Source organism: Paraburkholderia strydomiana, assembly GCF_031456815.1.
Taxonomy (GTDB): Bacteria; Pseudomonadota; Gammaproteobacteria; order Burkholderiales; family Burkholderiaceae; genus Paraburkholderia; species Paraburkholderia caledonica.
In genome coordinates this window covers 239,913-256,731 of sequence record NZ_JAVDVL010000004.1, presented here as the reverse complement: position 1 = coordinate 256,731, position 16,819 = coordinate 239,913, and the positions used below count along the sequence as shown (strand labels likewise).

The following is a 16,819-nucleotide window of genomic DNA, read 5'->3' as shown; positions in this document are numbered from 1 at the left end:
CCAGACTGTATGCGACCGCGTGGCGACTCAGCCACGCGGCGGCCAGCATAAAAGCTACACCGCAACCCTGAACCCGTCGGTTTGGTGCGGTTCTCATCCAGATAATTGCCCTTGGGCTATTGCACCTTCGCTACTGCGGACTGAACTGCAGCCAAATGGTCATCCGACGTCCCAGAAGCTTTCGGACATCCTCGCAACGGTTTCCGGATAATCACGAACTGCGGACCTCCTTGCTGCGTCAGTAGCAAATCCTCTCCCAGAGGTGCAATTCGCATCGAACTCAGACCATGACCGCGGCGTGAAATAGCCATGGGAATGGGCTCCATTGAACGTAAGCTTTGTAAACGCCGCAACGAACAGGAAATTGCGAGTGCGGAGCGACTGCATACGTATCTCCAAGCCGGAGGGCACGGCACTCGCCCCACATTATTATTGCTTGCCTTACGACGTTACGCGTTGACGTAGGACGTATCTTGCGACGGCAAGGCGAGGGCTGGGTGTGCAAAAGCGTACACCCAGATTATCACTGAGCGCGGCATGACGTCCATCAGGTGCAGTCATCATCTGGCGAGGGCCGTCGCATTCAATTTTGCGTATCGTGTTGCAGGCCGGGCACGTCACACTGTCATCTTCGTGTGCAACATCCTGCCCGTTCAGTTAAATCGCGGCCGGCGTAGCGTGGACGGTGCCGTTAGCTGTCGTCGTGTCCCCGTTCAAGATGAGATGTCGTTCCATGATATTTGTTCGCTTACCGACGCTTCACAGATTTCAGTACATCATCCCAGACCGCAATCAACATCGGCCGTGCGCTTTCAGGCACTGCAGAGTGCGTATCCATGGAAATCTTTATGGTCGGCTCGGTCGCGTGATCGTTGCCAGTAATCACGCTCCATTCCAGCGAAACGTCTTTTGACTGCTTGACCGCGTAGCCATATTCATCGCCTTCCCGTCCTGCAACGACCTTCCCGCCACGTCGCAAGATTTCTGTGTCATTGGACACCAGGTTAGCAAGGGGCACTGGCAGGTTGCTCATACGGGCAAGAAGATTGCCGCCAGTATTCTTGGCCTCAGTATTGGTGCTCATCATAAGCGACGCATCGGGACCCGATAAATCGACCGAAATCAATGCCGTCTCGCCGCCCGCGTAACCACCCGGAATAAAACCTCGCTCGATGCAAAACCCCTGCTCAGCTGGGACAGCAAATGGATCGCGAAGCCGGACCTGCTGGATGAGCTGTGAGATAGCCACTTTCGCGCCTTGAACAGAATCGTTTGTTACCTCGATACTGAAAAGGAAACCCGTGTCCTGCTTCAGAGTGGTTCCACGCACACTGTAGAGATCATTTCCGCTTTGCCAGACCTGAACTGGGTCGGCCGCATTGTCGCCTTGTAAGACAACCTGCTTGGGCTGGAAGTCGGTTACTTCGGCGTCGCTTGCAATCTTATGCGCCGCTTCGTCATGAAGCTGCTGCTGATTCACAGGGTAGAACACATCGATGTTGATACCCTTAAAGCTTTGTACCAGACGCACATTCGTTGCCGAATGGGGGATATCTATTGTGTACCGTCCCACACACACCGTCCTGAGCGGCGCAGCGTTGGCGGTGGTAGAAGACATACTCATGGCGGGATCCTGACGGTTACTGCAACCCAGCAAAGGGATTAGAAATGATACTGTCAATACTGTGACAACAAGGCTCGTACGATTCATGCATCTCCCCAATCGGCCTTCTGCGCGATCTTGGCAATCGCGTACTTTGACACGGCCATCACGTCATGTATTTCCGTCATGTACGCACCCTGATGATCGAAACCCTTGAGCGCAAATTGCTCGATAGCACTGCCGTTTTTTCCGGGCGCGAGCCCGGACTCGTGCGGTACGGTGCCGTCACCGTTCGATCCTGCAGGCTGAATTTCGAATCGCTCGTGAATGTCTCCCATCCACGAGGCATTGGCAGTCGCTTCGACCGTTCCCGCACCGTCGTCGTTTCGGGGTTTGCCATTCAGCGCCAACGTCTTGAGCTCGGCGTCTGTGTCGAACACTGACATCGGACCACGCATGACATAGCGCTCAGTGCCGATGTTCCACTGGATTTTCCCCCACGACTGGTGCGCCGAATCGGCCCCGTAAAATGCATAGGTTTGGGGATGATAGCTATTCTGGAGCGTTGCGTGAAAATCCTCGGCGCTCCGCAGACAATTCATGTATTTCGCCCACGCAACATCGTCGCCGCCGCCGGCTCGTGTTTGCCCCGTTGGCGTAAGTGCGCCACCTATGTCGGCGGGATTTAACCACGCCGGATTCACCAGGCGCCACCATTTATCTCTTTCCGAATAGATTGATTTGTACGGGTTGCCATCGATGCGATAAACGTCGCTATTGACCTTGATCGTCAGCCACCCACCCGGATAATCCTGATTCGGCAATAGCTGCAAACCGCCAGGCGCCTGCGCCAATACCGGCGTCACATCCCAACCATACGCTCCGAGGAAAAGCCACGTTGCGAAGCTAACCGGGGACATGCTAGCGCGTTCATTGCCTGCTTTCATTCGCTTGTAGGCAGCCGGTGCGCCCAGTGCCGGCATCGCGCCATGCAGGATGCCGAGGACACGGTCCTGAGCGTCACCCATTTTCGGATGCACCGCAGCGCGCGCAACGAGGCCTCCCATCGAATGCGTAACGAGAATGACCTTTTTAACGGCCTTACTTCCCCATTTACTACGATAGTGAGCGAGGATATTGTCAATCTCGCGGGCGAGGTACTTTCCGGACTGCTCGTTCGATTGCAGCCAGTTGTATCCGACCGCGTGCACGGGATACCAGTATTTTCCGACCTGTTTCAATTCGTCGGTGCCGAGCTTCAACGGATGGGCTTTATCGTCGCTTTGGACATTGATGCCGTCCCCCTGAAAAGGCAACCAGCTGGCTTCAGGAAGCACCTGCTTGAACGCGGGATTCCACTTCACCACGTTGTTCAACTCGCGTTCGAGATATTCCAGGAATGGCCCATAGCTGCTCCAGTAAACCGTGCCCCACCCGCGAGTCTTTAGCAGTGCATCGCTGAACCCATTGGTGGGCTTAACGACTCTGGTCCCGTTCACAACCAGATCGTCATCAACCTTGGTGTTTCGGGGATCAAACACAATCTGACGGTCGGCAGGGCTGAGCTTGATGATCTTGAGGACCGCGCTCGTGGCATCTGGCCTCCATATGTTCGAAACCTGCTGTGCTTTCGACGCGTCAATGGCTTTGAGGTTGGACCCCATGATACCGGGCACGAACACAACCGGGATTATCCGGTCGGGAGGTACCAGACATTCTGCGCGCGCGGTCATGCTGACCGGCGAGGTCTCAGATAACCAGCAAGGCAAGCCGTCGTCGTCGTGATAGTGAACCAGAGTTCGATTCTGATCGGCCATTAGTCCACCTCAGGAAGATACTTAAGGACGAGTTGCTCGTAGGACGAGCTTTTCTGTATGCCCGTCCGTCCCTCCGCATCGGTGCGACCGGTAATAAGAGTCCCATCACCACGCGTAATCTGGAATTTTCGGTTCGCCATGGGTTCGCCTGTGCCCCGATGACGAAGAATAAACTGCTCATCGTTGGGCATATCTGGCCAGGTGTTCATTTGTTCAGCATGTGACGTAGGCCCGCTAAACGAGTGCCCGGCACCCTTTATATCGATCTTGCCGGGCGCGTGAATCTCGATGTTGCCGTCCCTGACGCGAATATAGGCACCTCCTGACGTCAGCAAGATCTCCTGCTTTGCGGCGGCTTCGATCTTTTCCGTTGCCGAAAGCAGCTTCAACGTCTTCTGCGAGGTTAATTCGATGTTGTCCGAGTTCGCCTGAATTTCGACCCTGCCCTTAGCCGCGAAGAGCTTCATCCCGGCGTTCTGTACGTACAGGCTCAGTTTTTCCGCGATGCTCGCGATCAACGATTTGCCAGTCGCGATGTGCGTGCTCTGACCGCTCACGAAGTTAATGTGCTGGTCCGCGGACACATGGGCCGATTTCTGCGTGGACAGGGCAACACCAGACGGACTCGCAAACAGCATGACGGGCTCCTTGAATGCATTGGCATTGCCCGTGCCGCCGCCTGCGGTCTTGCCGCCCGACGCTGATCCTGCAACGCTGCCTTGTATCGCGTCGGTGAATGACTTGAGCGAGTCGTAGCCCTCCTTGAGGCTTTCCGCCCGGTGCGTTGTGCTCGCATCAGACAGCGCTTCAAGCATACTTTCCGAATTCACCAGTTGCGCGTTCGCTTCGCGCACGTCGAGTTGCTGGCTCGTTGCTGATTTCGCATGCGTGGAAACATACAGGCCCTGCCCCGCACGCACTGCGCCGTATGCGTCGGACTTCAGGTCAAAGCCGGTGCCCAGATACGGCCCGCGTGTGTTGGCCGTCTGATCAATCAGGTAGCCCAGGTGCAAATGCGCATTCGTGCTGCTGCTGTAGAGATGGACGCGGTTCTGGCCCGTCGAGTCATCCATCACAATCTGGTTGTAGCCGCTGCCCTGATATTCCTTGGACTTGTAGCCAGAGAGCAACCCGTTGGAATGCCAGTGCGGTCGTGTCGCGCCGTTATAGACGCGGCCGGTGACTAGCGGCCTATCGCAATCGCCGTCCACCCAGTTGATCAGAACCTCTTCGCCGACTCTTGGGACATGCACGCCTCCGTATCCGCCACCGGTATCGGACATGGCAACCCGCACCCAGCATGATGCTTTTTCGTCGCCGTCATTGAGCCGGTCCCAATGAAAGCGGACCTTGATGCGATTGAGTTGGTCGGTATAGACTTCTTCGTTTGCCGGTCCGACGACAATCGCCGACTGCAAGTGCATTACCGGCTTGTGATGTTCAAACGGGCTACGATACGGCACAACCTTGCGCTGCGCTTCTACTTCAACGAGGAAAAAGCCTTCACTGCCATCGGCATGCCTGACCTTCAACCCCTCTTCAGAGGCGTGACTCGATCTGACCGTCGCCAGTTCGCCTTTCAGGCTGTGCGGGAAATCGGCGGCCTGACTGGACACCGGCAGGTTGTTTTCAATGAACCACGCTACCTCAATGATTGCGAATTGCCTGTTCTGCCCGCTATCCGTGGCGTGATCCGGGTGGTCATCCAGTTCAAACCAGCGACCGGCGTCCATCCGCCGCACACCGCCGGCACCGTAAAAGCGCTTCGCCCGCGATTCCCATTCTTCCATGCGGATTTTTGAGAGGGCAACACCCCGGTCCTGATTGCCGTAGGTATAAGCGCCCGTATATTCATATACCTCGGCTTGCTGAGGCAGGTTTCCCTGCGTGGGAAGCGTCGGAATATTTGTGCCTTTCGGGCTCGCGGACGAAGCCGGCGCCTTGTAATCGAAGGTGCGGGTCGTGAGTGTTGTGCTTTGGAGTGTTCTCGTGCCCGACCACTGCACCAGGGCATCAGTTTCGCTATTCGTGCCCGCGCGATAGAACTCGACGGTTTGGGGCGAAAGCGGCTGCAATGTATCCAGATTGTCTGTGACGACAAGGGTATGCGATTTGCCGTCGCTGCCCTGTTCGAAGTAGCCGAACAAGCCTTCGCTTTCCATCAGCCGGTGGACGAAGTTCCAGTCGTCCTCGTATTGCATGCAGAACGAGCGCGACGGGAGCGGCTTGCTCAACACAAAACGAAATGCTCCCTGGGCCTGCGGATGCATGTTGAAGACTTCGGTCAATATTTCGTCCGCGGGCTTGTCTTGCCAAATCCGCGCATCCTTGCGAAAGCGCAGAAAGTGCATCCACGATGCGAAGCCAATCTGATAACTCGTGAGACCGCTATCCGATCCAAGACGGCGGGCGGTGTGTACATAGCCGTGGTAAGGCAGATAGGACCGGTCAGTCTGCTGCATCCAAAGCGTGACAGGCTGGGCGATCAGGATTTTAAGTTCGATCGCTGCATATGTGGAAACGACATCGGCGGTGAAATCGAAATGGCGGCCAATCCGCGAATAACCGACAGCCCGCTGCGGGAGCAGAATACTATTACCCAGCGAGCTATCCAGTCTAAGGAGGCGGTCACTCTGGACGAGTCCGCTGGTTACTGCCCCGATTATGTCCTGCGCTCCCATACTGCCTCTTTTTTAATGGCTGATCGAGCGACCGCGCTCTGCGCGATTTTACGAAACTTCAGATGAATCGACCAGTCATTCAATGTCAGCAATTGTAAAGCGGCATGAATTTGAATCTAATATGCGAGTGGCATATCTGTAGCTTGCGTTAAATTAATTCGCGGATACGGTGTCGGCGTAGTAGGTCGATTACGATTCCGATATTTAAAAAACGGCAACTAGACTGCGCAATCCATGCAACAGAATCGCAAAAAACGGCTAGTAATCGGACGACCAGCTAGAAAACCGCTTGGCAAGACCATGCTGTTACCTCACTCAGCGATTTATGTGCGCATAGTCGCAATGTGCAATCATATTGGGCCGGCAGCATTCCGGACGGGCAAAGGCAAACGGCGATTTACTGGCGCAGGTGGTCAAGGCGCTATGAAGCTCCCTTGACCCCGCTTGAGCGAGTTCGGCGGGCAGCATCTATTCCCGCGGGAGCCAAGCGTCGCCTTCATGCGCGATTTCATACGTTCCATCCGTTGGACCTGCTGCATCCAATGCGCCAAGTCCAACCACGCGTTGCGCAATGTGGCGCATCTGATACTCCACAAGACTCGAGGAAGACAACGATTGAAGTATCACGCCCGAATGTCCTATCAAGTCTTGGAACAGCGTGGCAGGAAGGAAAAATCCGACGAACACCCACCACAAAGCTCGCGGTCCACACGACTAGCGCACTCGCGAACATCCGTTCCAACATACCTGGCCAAAGATACAGGAAATGGCTTGAAATCGAGCCAAGCATCACGGCAAAGCAGCTATACGAACGCCTCACCACGGTAGCTCCCGCCCTGTATTCGGGCACACGACAGCGCCACCTTGCGGATCCGCGTCCATCAAACCAGCGAAGCGGCCGTCAGTTACCGCAGCCGGGGACCCGCGTGCAATGGCCAGTCATTGATACGCATCAACAGCTCAACGCATCCTCGGTGTGGAGCAGATTTTGTCTTCATTCTCAATGTCGCGTGAAGGAGGCGATCGATGTCAGCGTCACGACTTTAAGGTACACGTCCCCATTCGCTGGAAATACGATTCAGTGACATCAGGTGCAAGCAAACGCAGTCGTTGCGCCTTCCATGATGGATCGCAGATCTTGCATGGTGCCGGCAAGCAACGATATACGACCGGGGCATCACAGCAAGGCGCCGTTTCTGCAACACCTGTATTGCAGTCGTCTGCGGTCCAATCAATACCAAACTCGACTTGCGCTGCGAATGGCGACGGAAGAACGCAATGAAAACACCGTCTTTCAAAAAACGAGATGCAAAGCCGTCGAGCTCTTCGCACGTTTCGCGAGCGACCTGCGCAGCGTCCGAAAGGCCGCACTGCCGTCCCTCATGCGAAAGGAAGCGCACGAATCCCACATCTCGCGTCCGGCGAGTCGGCAGTAAGTCCGCTTTGCGCCGCATCGTTGCAGACGTTCGCGTGCCAAAACATCTGCCGCCGGTTAGCCGGATCAGGCTCGTGCGTTCATAACCTGCCCGCCCGCATGGTCCTGATTTGGTTGGCAAAACGGACTGATTTGCGAAAAACGCAATAACCGACCCAACACACAAAGTTCGCAAAACCGGCGGCGCTCATGGTGCTCAAGGCATTGGAGCTGGGCTTGGACGGCCGCGTACCGGGGAAGACATGCGTCATGTCGAATCCATCCGCGCCGTGCACCGCCACCGCGGAAGAGCCGTTACCTAAACTGCTCACTTTGCTCGCCCCGGCGTCATCGTCACGTACCACACACTGACAAGTCCGCTGGTCGAATGGCTTTTCAGAAGCTGTGTTTCCGTTCCCTGCTGCACGCGTTAAAAGCAGGGGCTCTGCCCGCGGTCGGCCACTCTTTTGTTTTTCCAACGCTTTTTCCATTTTCATCGAGCCACCAATTGTGGAGAGTCGCTAAATGGGCGGCATTTGACCGAATCGGTCGGGTCAACGCGCCGATAAAGAGCACGTCTCGAGATACCCAAGGCGCCCGCTCCGTTGATTTTTCCCGCCGGCTGTCACGGTCGCCTCGCCGACTGTTGCCGACCTGAGTCAACGCTGGAGGTCGGCCTGTGAATCGCCCAAGACGATCAAGCCCCCACACGAAAGCGGCGCAGTGGGCAGATGGGCGCACTTCGCCAGGATCCGGTAGAGTGCCTGCCGGGAGATGTTGAGGTTTTTGGCCGCCTCTGACTTGTTACCGTTTGCCGCGGTAAGGGCCGCTATCGCCTGTTCCGCGGAAATGACGGGCCGCGACAGACGTTCGACCATGGCAAAAGTCGAAATGTAGGCAGTCGCCTTCGCGGCGAGGCTATGTCCTGCCGCCTCGACGAGCCGCTGCATCGCCGCCTGGTGAAGCGCTGGATCAGGGCGGTGATCGGGCCGTTTGATCGGCGCGGGTACGCCGGTTGCCCGTTCGTACATCTTTTGCAGGTACGCGTGGCGAAGCCCATGAACCGTGACGCCCTGGGCGCTGCGGGTGATCCCCTCTTTCTGCAAGACGTGGTAGAAGTGGCGATACCACTTTTTCAATGACCACGGCTCCGGAATCATTGACCCCGTGCGGGGGTTCGAGAGCCTTGCGGCGCGGATAAGCACCTCGTATTGCCACTCAGCATCGATGGGAACAGCTCGCGGACGTCCGCCTTTGGTGCCATCGATTACCTGGAGGTGGCCTGAAATTCGAAGACACTGCAGCGGACGCAGGAGCATGCTTTCCTGTGCACGTAAGCCAAATGTCGCTTGAAGCTCAACCTGCATGGCGACCCACCGGTCGCGCTCGCATAGTCGGGCGATCACGTCATCGAGCTCGACTCCCGCCGCCTCCCATGACTTGTCCTCCCGCGCAACGTAATAGCGACGATACCCTTCGGGACGCTGGATGTAGTCGTCCATTGTGCCGACGAGCTGGTGCTTTTTCATCCACGCGGCTAGCGTACGCCAGTAGGTGAGCTTGTTTTCGACCGTCCCGGGCGATTGTTTCTTTTCGTTGATCCAGAGGGTCACGAGATAGCCGATGTGTTTCTCTGCGAGGTTCCACGGCGACTGGATGGCGAAGCCTCCTTTTCGAAGTTCGCGGAAGCCGGCGACCAGACTCTGGACGCGATACTTTTGGGTCTTGATTGATATGGCGTTCGATGTAACGCGGGTTTTGCTGTGCGCTTTTGTTAAATGTCGTTGAAAAAGCTCCGCCAGTTCGTTCGTAAGCCGTTGCGGAAGCCCCGCGTTTTCCATCAGCGCCGAGAAGTTCAGTTGGATCTTCACAGTCGTTTTCGTGAAAGGCGGCATCCTCCCCTATCAAGAGGACGCCGCGGGTTGATGAGGACCTGCACGCTTTGCTTTCCGGGATCTTAGAGATCAGAGAGTTGATTCACCCGGCGCAGGGAAGCACTGCCGCCTGATGATCCTCGAGCCGGCATCGGCCGGCACGAGGCTACCCGACCGCAGACTCACGTCTGTCGAGCCAGGCAATTCCTGTTGCGCTTTTCTTTTTCGGCTGCGCGGGCCGAGAGGAATGGGATTAGAAATCCGCACATAACGTGCAAGTGATTTCCCGTTCGGAGAGCCTGCTCACCACGGTCGCATTGATATCGGATCGCGTGAGTCAGGCATGGCTTTACGCCGTTGACGGAAAGCAGGTCTGGACGTTCGCGATGTCCGCACGAACGTGTTCTCAGTCAGTACAGAATTGCAATCTGGTCAGGAGACCAGCCGCCATGCGGGTCGCGGAGAACTCAGTTTCCCCAACGCGACCTGCGACGCCGGCTCTGGCTTAACTGCCATGCAGAAGGTGGACGCCCCACCGGGCGACTAGCTCAGGAAATGGAGTGCGCTGCACTCAGGTCGATGCGTCACTGACGCAGATAGGTGTAGTCATATTAAGTTTCTCGACGCGAGAGTTCGGGCGAAAAGGTCGCGATTTTGCGGTAGCTTTCGGCCAAGGCGTTGCGCTCAGTGAAGATGGCTCGTCTCTGGCGAAAACTAGCAGGTGCTGCCGAATTTCGGACCAAGGAGAACAACGCGCTGCAGCGCGTGTTCGCGGCGAGAAGCGAGCAAATCAGCGGATGGCAACTGGACATCTTCGGTCAGCAACGTCAAGCGCCGCTGCCGTCCCAGGAGTCAGATCTGTCCATTCCGGTAAAGGAGGACAGGCGCAAGCGCGCGGCAAGGGGCGTCCGCCTCTATCGGACGATGTGCCGCTCGGGCACGCTATGGATGCGATGCCGGCCGCAACATGATCGGATGACGAGCGAAACGGTCATCGGCAAGCTCAGGTACCGCGGAGCAGGATCGAATCGTCGAGCATGTAGGGCCGCCACATGCCCTGATCATGGACAGACTTGACGAAGCGCGGGGGGAGGTTCCGGGCGGCGCCACTGATATAAAGGAATGTCACCACGTCGTCGTGCGCCTTGTTCGCGAACAGGCGCCGCCGGCCACAGCCCGGCCTGAGGTCCACGTTTTTGGCAGGACCCAGACGGACGAGGTCGGGCACGCGCGCCTTCGATTGTGTCGTTTCTTCCACGGAATTTGAGCGTTCGTTGTCGCGCAATCGCGTGGAATTCATTAAGGAAAGTCGTTTCAAATTATCGCGGTGCCACCGAAGCGATGACATTCTTTTTACAAGCAATAAGCTGCGCACCGCTTCCATGAGTGCTTCATTTCGCCGGACTTTCCCGCACGCTGACTTTTCGGCAAAGGCCGTGAGCGACAGGATTGCGCCGTGGAGCGCAGACTGGTCAAGCGGTTGGAGATGCCGATATTTTGCCGCGCCGTTCCAGACAAATGATGTCCGAAGCGTTGGTCATCACCGGTGACATCGAACGCTTCAAAACGTCACACGACGGAAGGACCAACTCTGGAAATCCGCACCGTGCTCTTCGCCGCAGATGCCTTGAGTAAAGGATCTTCGATTCAATTTATTGGCCTTGACGCTCAGACTGCGTTCGACCAGCGGACAGGGAGGCACGAAATGCGGCAGCCTTCGCGTGCTGCGTACCCCGCTGGCGAACTATAGCCTGCCAAGGCTGTGCCGTAATCAGAGGATCAGACAATCCGGCCTGGAGCTTGAGCCAGCCGTGAGCAAGGTTTTCATGGATATACATCCGACGCCCCTCGCAAGCCCGTGGTGATGACCGGAAATGGTCTGCATACATGAATCCGGCTTGCTCATGGTTAGTTGCGGAAGCATTCCCGCTGGCTGTATGAGATCCGGCCCTCCGGTCTGGGATAAATCATGGCTTGAACTACATGGACGGTACAGACAGCAAAACCGGCGATGGGCGATGCGACTGTAAACCAGCATTCCGTCACATTGCCGCTGGCACCTACGATGCCTCGGTGCTAGCTCGACCCCAAGAATAGTTACGTTCTATTTGAGCGAGTGCTACTTCGACAGCTCGGACCCGCACAGTCAACTGCGCGGCATAAGACGGTCTGCCCACGGCGCCCCCGCAAAACTCGAACTCGCGTAAGAGCCAGCACGTTGAAGATCCGGCGTAGATCGCGCCGGCGGCCCGGTACGTGTCGTCTTACCGCCAGACAAAACATCTCATGGGCGCAAGCAAGACTGAAGGGCGACTACCCCAGCGGAAGCCTACACTCGATGACTAGTGAGTATTGCGCAGACGACGTCGTTGCCGCTTGGCCTTGCGCGCGTTATGCTCCATCAGCGCGCTAAGTCCACACATGGCAACTGCGGCACCTAGTATTACAAAGCTGATATCCATGCTCATTCCTTTTCGCTCGAAATCACTTCATGAGTGAACGTTAGCACGAAACTGTTGACAACACCTCGTCTTGTCGTGTGATGCGGCGCAGGCCAGCGTCAAATGGCCTCCATACTGTGCCTTCAGGGAAAAAAGCAGCAGGACGTGCGCGGCAGAAACGGCCCACTGCTGGCGGCGCTGTTTCCCGCCTGGTTGTGCATGACATTCAATCAAAAAGCGGCGCCCCGACGCAACGGGCCTCTTCATGGAGTAGAACCGGCAAGGTCATTCAGTTTAACGAACAGCGCGCACGCCGAGATTATTCGGCATCGAGGACGTCGGTATTGCAGACGTAGCGTACTACCGTTTCAGGGCGCCGCATTCGGCGCCGGGTTATGACGCCGGCGATATGAGCGATTGGCGTATTGGATCGCCGATGATCTGTACTTCACCGTATGCCCCCGACCGCCTAGCGGTGTCAAGCACCAGGTCGCAAAAGTCGGTTCCTTGAGCGCAGACCCGCGACGGCAAAAACGCTAGCGATGACGAGTGCAGGATGAGATTTTTCTGTTAGTTCATCATACACACGGCAGGCGGAAGTCAAGGAAGCGCTGCACAACTGAGCCGCGCGCGAATGACAGGATGTTTGACGCAGTCCGTTGCCTACCGTGGTACGAAATGGTCGACGGACATTATCAGTACACTGTCGGCGCGAACGCGATGTGCGCGTCAGGAGGGCAACGAAGACCTTAGCTCGGCAACGTACTCGATCTTGGGCTAAGGGAGCCGAGCGAGATCATGATCCGCTTTCGCGTTGAAACAACGAGCCCTTCTCGATGCGCACAGTGCGCACGTCGCCTCCCCGAATCCAGACCCGTGGACGAGCCGGCTCACGGCCTTAACCCGAAAAGCTTCGCAAAACCGCATAGCTTTTCGTCCAGCATAGCGTTGCATCCGGCAATTGATCACGTTAGGTACGCTAGGGACATGCCTGATGACGCCGCAATCCCGGGCGATGTTGGCTTGGCGCCTCGCCTGGACCAGCCTGAGGTTTCCGAGAGACACAGACGTTAATGCCTCGTCACGCCTACACGGCCTCCAACTCGGGACGGCTCTATGGGAGAATCTCATAAAGGCATGAAACTCGCGCAAACGTTTCGACCTAATGAATGCAACGGGACCGTTAGCCGGCTAACGGTCCTCGCGACGCGCAAAAACCCGCCGCCCTTTGCCCAGCAAGGCTTTCAAGCCCAACGCTTGCTCGCACTGACCTTGTAATTTATGGAACCGCCTTGTATTGCGCGTATCGATCCGTCGGGACAAAAGAACCGGCTGCGGCAACCGGGTTGAGTTCATGAGAATGCGCGAATACAAAGCCGGCGCGGCCGGCAAATCAAGGGTTTCGGACATAGAGGGGCCATAAAAAGCAAAAGGCCACACCCGAAGGTGCAGCCTTTCAAGAAAAGAAGGACCGGTTGAAGCCGGTCCGCATCAACAATCAGCGGGGAACGCGCGGATGCCGGCGTTCGCGGTCGGCCTTGCGGCCGAGGTCGCTCATGTACTTGCCATACGCACAAATCGCGATCGTCAGGATTAGCGCAACTACACCGAAGCCCATAGTCATTCTCCGTTCATGGAATCCATGCCCTCAGTAAAGGTTAGCACAATGATCGCCGCGAGCGCGGCCTCGTTCAGAATAGCGCTCCACGTCCAACTGCTGGTTGAGTGCCAATACCCAACGAAACTCACCAGCGAAGCGACAGAGAGCGCGTGACAGAAGCGACCGAACTGCTGCCTCTGATCCTTACTCCACGCCTTTGCGACCGGGATGATTGACAGCTTCGCTCGACATTCGTGACCGGGACGATGACCGAAAAAGTACCGTCCACGCGATGATCGAGCAGCGCATTCAGGCCATCGATCAGAGCAACTACTGAGGTCGGTCGCAATCGGTGGAGGCCAACGCGCCGCTTGCGATAGAAACGGCCATCGATGCTGGCTCTGGGTTTTCTGTTCGCGCCTGAGATCGCGGCGGCGCATCGGAGGGCTGCGTAGCACGCTCTTCTTCCGACGGCTCAGCAACCACCGTTTGCCTGTGTCAACTCTCGCCCCAATCCACACATCGCAGTTCCAAATGGGCGGCGAGTCTCACGGCATCGAGATGCTGAAGATGGCTCGCGCGAAAGCGGTTCAATCGTGTGCGCATAAAATGGTGAAGTTCAGATGGATACAGGATCGCTTCGGGCAGCGCAGGATCGAGCACGCACTGCGAGGAGGCGAAAATTGCAATGGACTCAACCGGGCATCCATATTCAGCGAGTAACGCACGCAGGTGTCGCAAAGCGGGCTTTGCCCTGCGTAGTGGAGACGTCTGGACAGAAACGACACCGACCTTGTCATGGACGAGGAGTTCGTCGTCGTTTAAAGAGCGCTTTACAATGCCCGTCCAATCGTACCGGCCAATGACAAATGATCCGAACCCAGTCACAGCAAGACAATCCACCCACGTCATCGGATTACGCGTTCCGGGTGCGTGCTCAAGCATCACGCCGCGGCGTACGACGAATGCGCGGTCGGACATTGTCCGCAGTAGCGCTGCAACGCTTTTTGACAAGGAAAGGGACAAACGGCGTCGATGCGCCATCCAGCCATCGCGATCGTCGGCCAGTCGCCCGAAGTCCGGCGCAAGTTCATGGGAGCACGCGGCAACACCGTATGCATCTATATTCCCAACAGAAAACAACGTCTTGCCCTGTTTCATTTGTTCTCCTTTCGTGGACTGAAGAGGGTTATCGGACGGCGACTCACTCACGACTTCGACGGCCGACGAATACAACCGTCAATGCACCAGCAGATTGGCGTGATGCTGCGTCGCAGATCAAAAGGATTGCCGATAACTCCAGCTTGTCATCTGCAGTCCGAAGTCAAGGCAACACTTTTAGACAAGAACAAGAAGCAACTGGAGAGCGTCGGTCATGAGCCCTAGTGCCTGCCATCCAGTCAGGGCCGTTAGCGCTTAGCACGTGACAGAGAAGGGAGTTGACCTATTGGCATCCCGAAACAACAGGGGCGTGAGGCCTGCGAAGAGGACAGAATCAGGCAGGAGCGAACTGGACAGTGTCTGAAAACAGCACTTTGCCGGACACGTCACGCCGTCGAAAAAACTGGCGACGAAACGCTGTCGGCATTGCACACTGGCCAGCAAGCGCTACAACCCGGTCGAAACCATGGCGCGCCCTAGGCAGGAATAGATTCGCTATGTGTTGTAGTTTTCAGCTGCTGTCATCCGCTGATACGCGAGGGTAAGGGCTGAGATGGAAGTTGCCTTTGTTATGATAGATCTTTGGTGGAACATCACTTTAAAGTTCGCGATCATTGAAGATCGAGCGTATCACCTCGATCTCCTCCGGACTAACGGTAACTCTCTTCACCACCTTTCGGATCGCACGCTCGATGTCGCGTCGGTATGGCAAGAGAGCACCGGCATCAATGCACTCGATGATGAGTCGCCGGGTTCCTCTACCCTTCCTGATGCGAATGCGATAATGGTCCGATGTCAGCACATTCACGCCGTTTAACTCCCTAAGAACAGTTTCGGGCGTTGCCTCGCTCCCTCCAGGGCTTAGATTTCTCACACGCTGCAATAGCGTTTGCCTGCCCAACTCCTTGTCTAGCGCCAGTAGTTTCCGTCCAACAGCAAAAGTCAATTCGGCCTCACTGAAACTAACGGGCAAGCTACCCCGAAGCGCCATCAGATACACCGCATCGCGTATGTTCTTTCGTGAAATGTCAAGTGCGCGGGCGCAGCCACTGTAAGTGGTCCATTCCCCTCTGGTCACACCCAGGTGATATCGATCGGAGATGTTTTTCGGTGAGTCCAGCGTCTTACTCAGTACCTTGTTCTCAGGGTTGCCCAAGTAGCGCAGCGCGCGCCTGGACGCAGCCCCTTGCCCGTTTATCGTTGCAAGCACCGCTCGCGCTGGGAGCGTTCTGCCAGCCGCAACGTGTTCGCCGATTCGCTGAAACACGGTCTGAAGACCATCCCGCGCGATAACCTCGCGTATCACCCGCACGGAATACGGCGTTACCCCGGTGGCCGACTCAAACAAGTTGACTATCGCGGTGGGCAGAGCAGCCACCTTAAGCGCCAGCGAAAGTTCGGCCTGACTAACGCCAAGCGCGTTAAGTGCGCCCTTTTGCGTAGTCCATTTCCCTTTTGCCAGTCCGTCTTTATAGTAATGAGCAATAATGAAGCAATTGCGCTTTTTGAGTTGTCGAAGCAGTCCATCGGGAGTCATGGGTCGTCTCACGCTTGATCCGGTGTTGCGGTCATCTGCAGGCAAAACGTTACGATACGCGACTTGCCGCTCAGATGGCGACCGAATGGCGCATCAAAAATGCCCTCTTTCAAAAAAAGACGACGAGTTGTCGAAACATCGGGCAGTCACATGGCATTGGAGGCATGACCTGCGTAGCCGCCGGATGCCGAGCCTGTTTGGATGCAGGAGGGCACGCATGCGTGGATTGCATACTTGTGGCGCCCAGATGTCATTCCAATGCCGATGCTTCTTTCGTGCTTTCGCGAGGTTGTGCGACAAAGAGCGGAGCGCTTCGGTCCATCTTGTCGGCCCTGCCGAGTCGACGGCAGCGCGACCCGGCAGGCGCCGGTTTTGGGGCGTCTGTCTTATAAATGTACTGCCGCCCCATGAGCCGGCTCACGGTAGCATCGGCAGCGCCCCACGACCGCATCGTTCCGTTTTAATTGATGAAACAGGCTGGTTTGCGAAACCTCGATTGACTGATCAACGGCGCAAGGCTCGCAAATACGGTGCACGCCGCGGATAGCACATAAATGTTAGCGCCGACGCAAAACTGACCCTGACAACCCGGGGCCCTGTGCTAGCAACCGGAGGCCTATGCTCGTCCTAGTTCGCTCGAGATCAATTTTCCGTTGACGCCAGCATGTGCGCCAGTCGACGCCGGCTTGTA

9 protein-coding genes are annotated in these 16,819 nt (G+C 56.6%); all 9 read right to left on the bottom strand.

Annotation, left to right across the window (positions count from 1 at the left end):
* Positions 1–748: 748 nt before the first annotated feature.
* Positions 749–1,624, bottom strand: coding sequence for a T6SS immunity protein Tli4 family protein (locus J2W46_RS13590; RefSeq protein WP_310354378.1), 876 nt, complete (start codon positions 1,622–1,624; stop codon positions 749–751).
* 83 nt (positions 1,625–1,707) lie between these two features.
* Positions 1,708–3,420: an esterase/lipase family protein gene (locus J2W46_RS13585; RefSeq protein ID WP_310354377.1), complete on the bottom strand. Its 1,713-nt coding sequence runs from the start codon at positions 3,418–3,420 to the stop codon at positions 1,708–1,710.
* Complete coding sequence (locus J2W46_RS13580; protein ID WP_310354375.1) at positions 3,420–6,101, bottom strand: type VI secretion system Vgr family protein; 2,682 nt, start codon at positions 6,099–6,101, stop codon at positions 3,420–3,422. The genes J2W46_RS13585 and J2W46_RS13580 overlap by 1 nt, the downstream gene beginning before the upstream one ends.
* A gap of 1,515 nt (positions 6,102–7,616) precedes the next feature.
* Entirely contained in the window at positions 7,617–8,012 is a 396-nt protein-coding gene (locus J2W46_RS13575; protein ID WP_310354374.1) for a hypothetical protein, read from the bottom strand.
* A gap of 162 nt (positions 8,013–8,174) precedes the next feature.
* Positions 8,175–9,356: an integrase domain-containing protein gene (locus J2W46_RS13570; RefSeq protein WP_374726833.1), complete on the bottom strand. Its 1,182-nt coding sequence runs from the start codon at positions 9,354–9,356 to the stop codon at positions 8,175–8,177.
* Between the two features lie 1,036 nt (positions 9,357–10,392).
* Positions 10,393–10,773 (bottom strand): hypothetical protein, encoded by a 381-nt coding sequence (locus J2W46_RS13565; RefSeq protein WP_310354372.1) that lies wholly within the window; start codon positions 10,771–10,773, stop codon positions 10,393–10,395.
* Between the two features lie 2,248 nt (positions 10,774–13,021).
* Positions 13,022–13,240, bottom strand: coding sequence for a hypothetical protein (locus tag J2W46_RS13560; protein WP_310354370.1), 219 nt, complete (start codon positions 13,238–13,240; stop codon positions 13,022–13,024).
* 688 nt (positions 13,241–13,928) lie between these two features.
* The gene (locus J2W46_RS13555) at positions 13,929–14,591 is read right to left on the bottom strand and encodes an NERD domain-containing protein (RefSeq protein WP_310354368.1); all 663 of its coding nucleotides are present in this window, start codon (positions 14,589–14,591) and stop codon (positions 13,929–13,931) included.
* Positions 14,592–15,189: 598 nt separating this feature from the next.
* Positions 15,190–16,128 (bottom strand): hypothetical protein, encoded by a 939-nt coding sequence (locus J2W46_RS13550; protein ID WP_310354367.1) that lies wholly within the window; start codon positions 16,126–16,128, stop codon positions 15,190–15,192.
* Positions 16,129–16,819 lie beyond the last annotated feature (691 nt).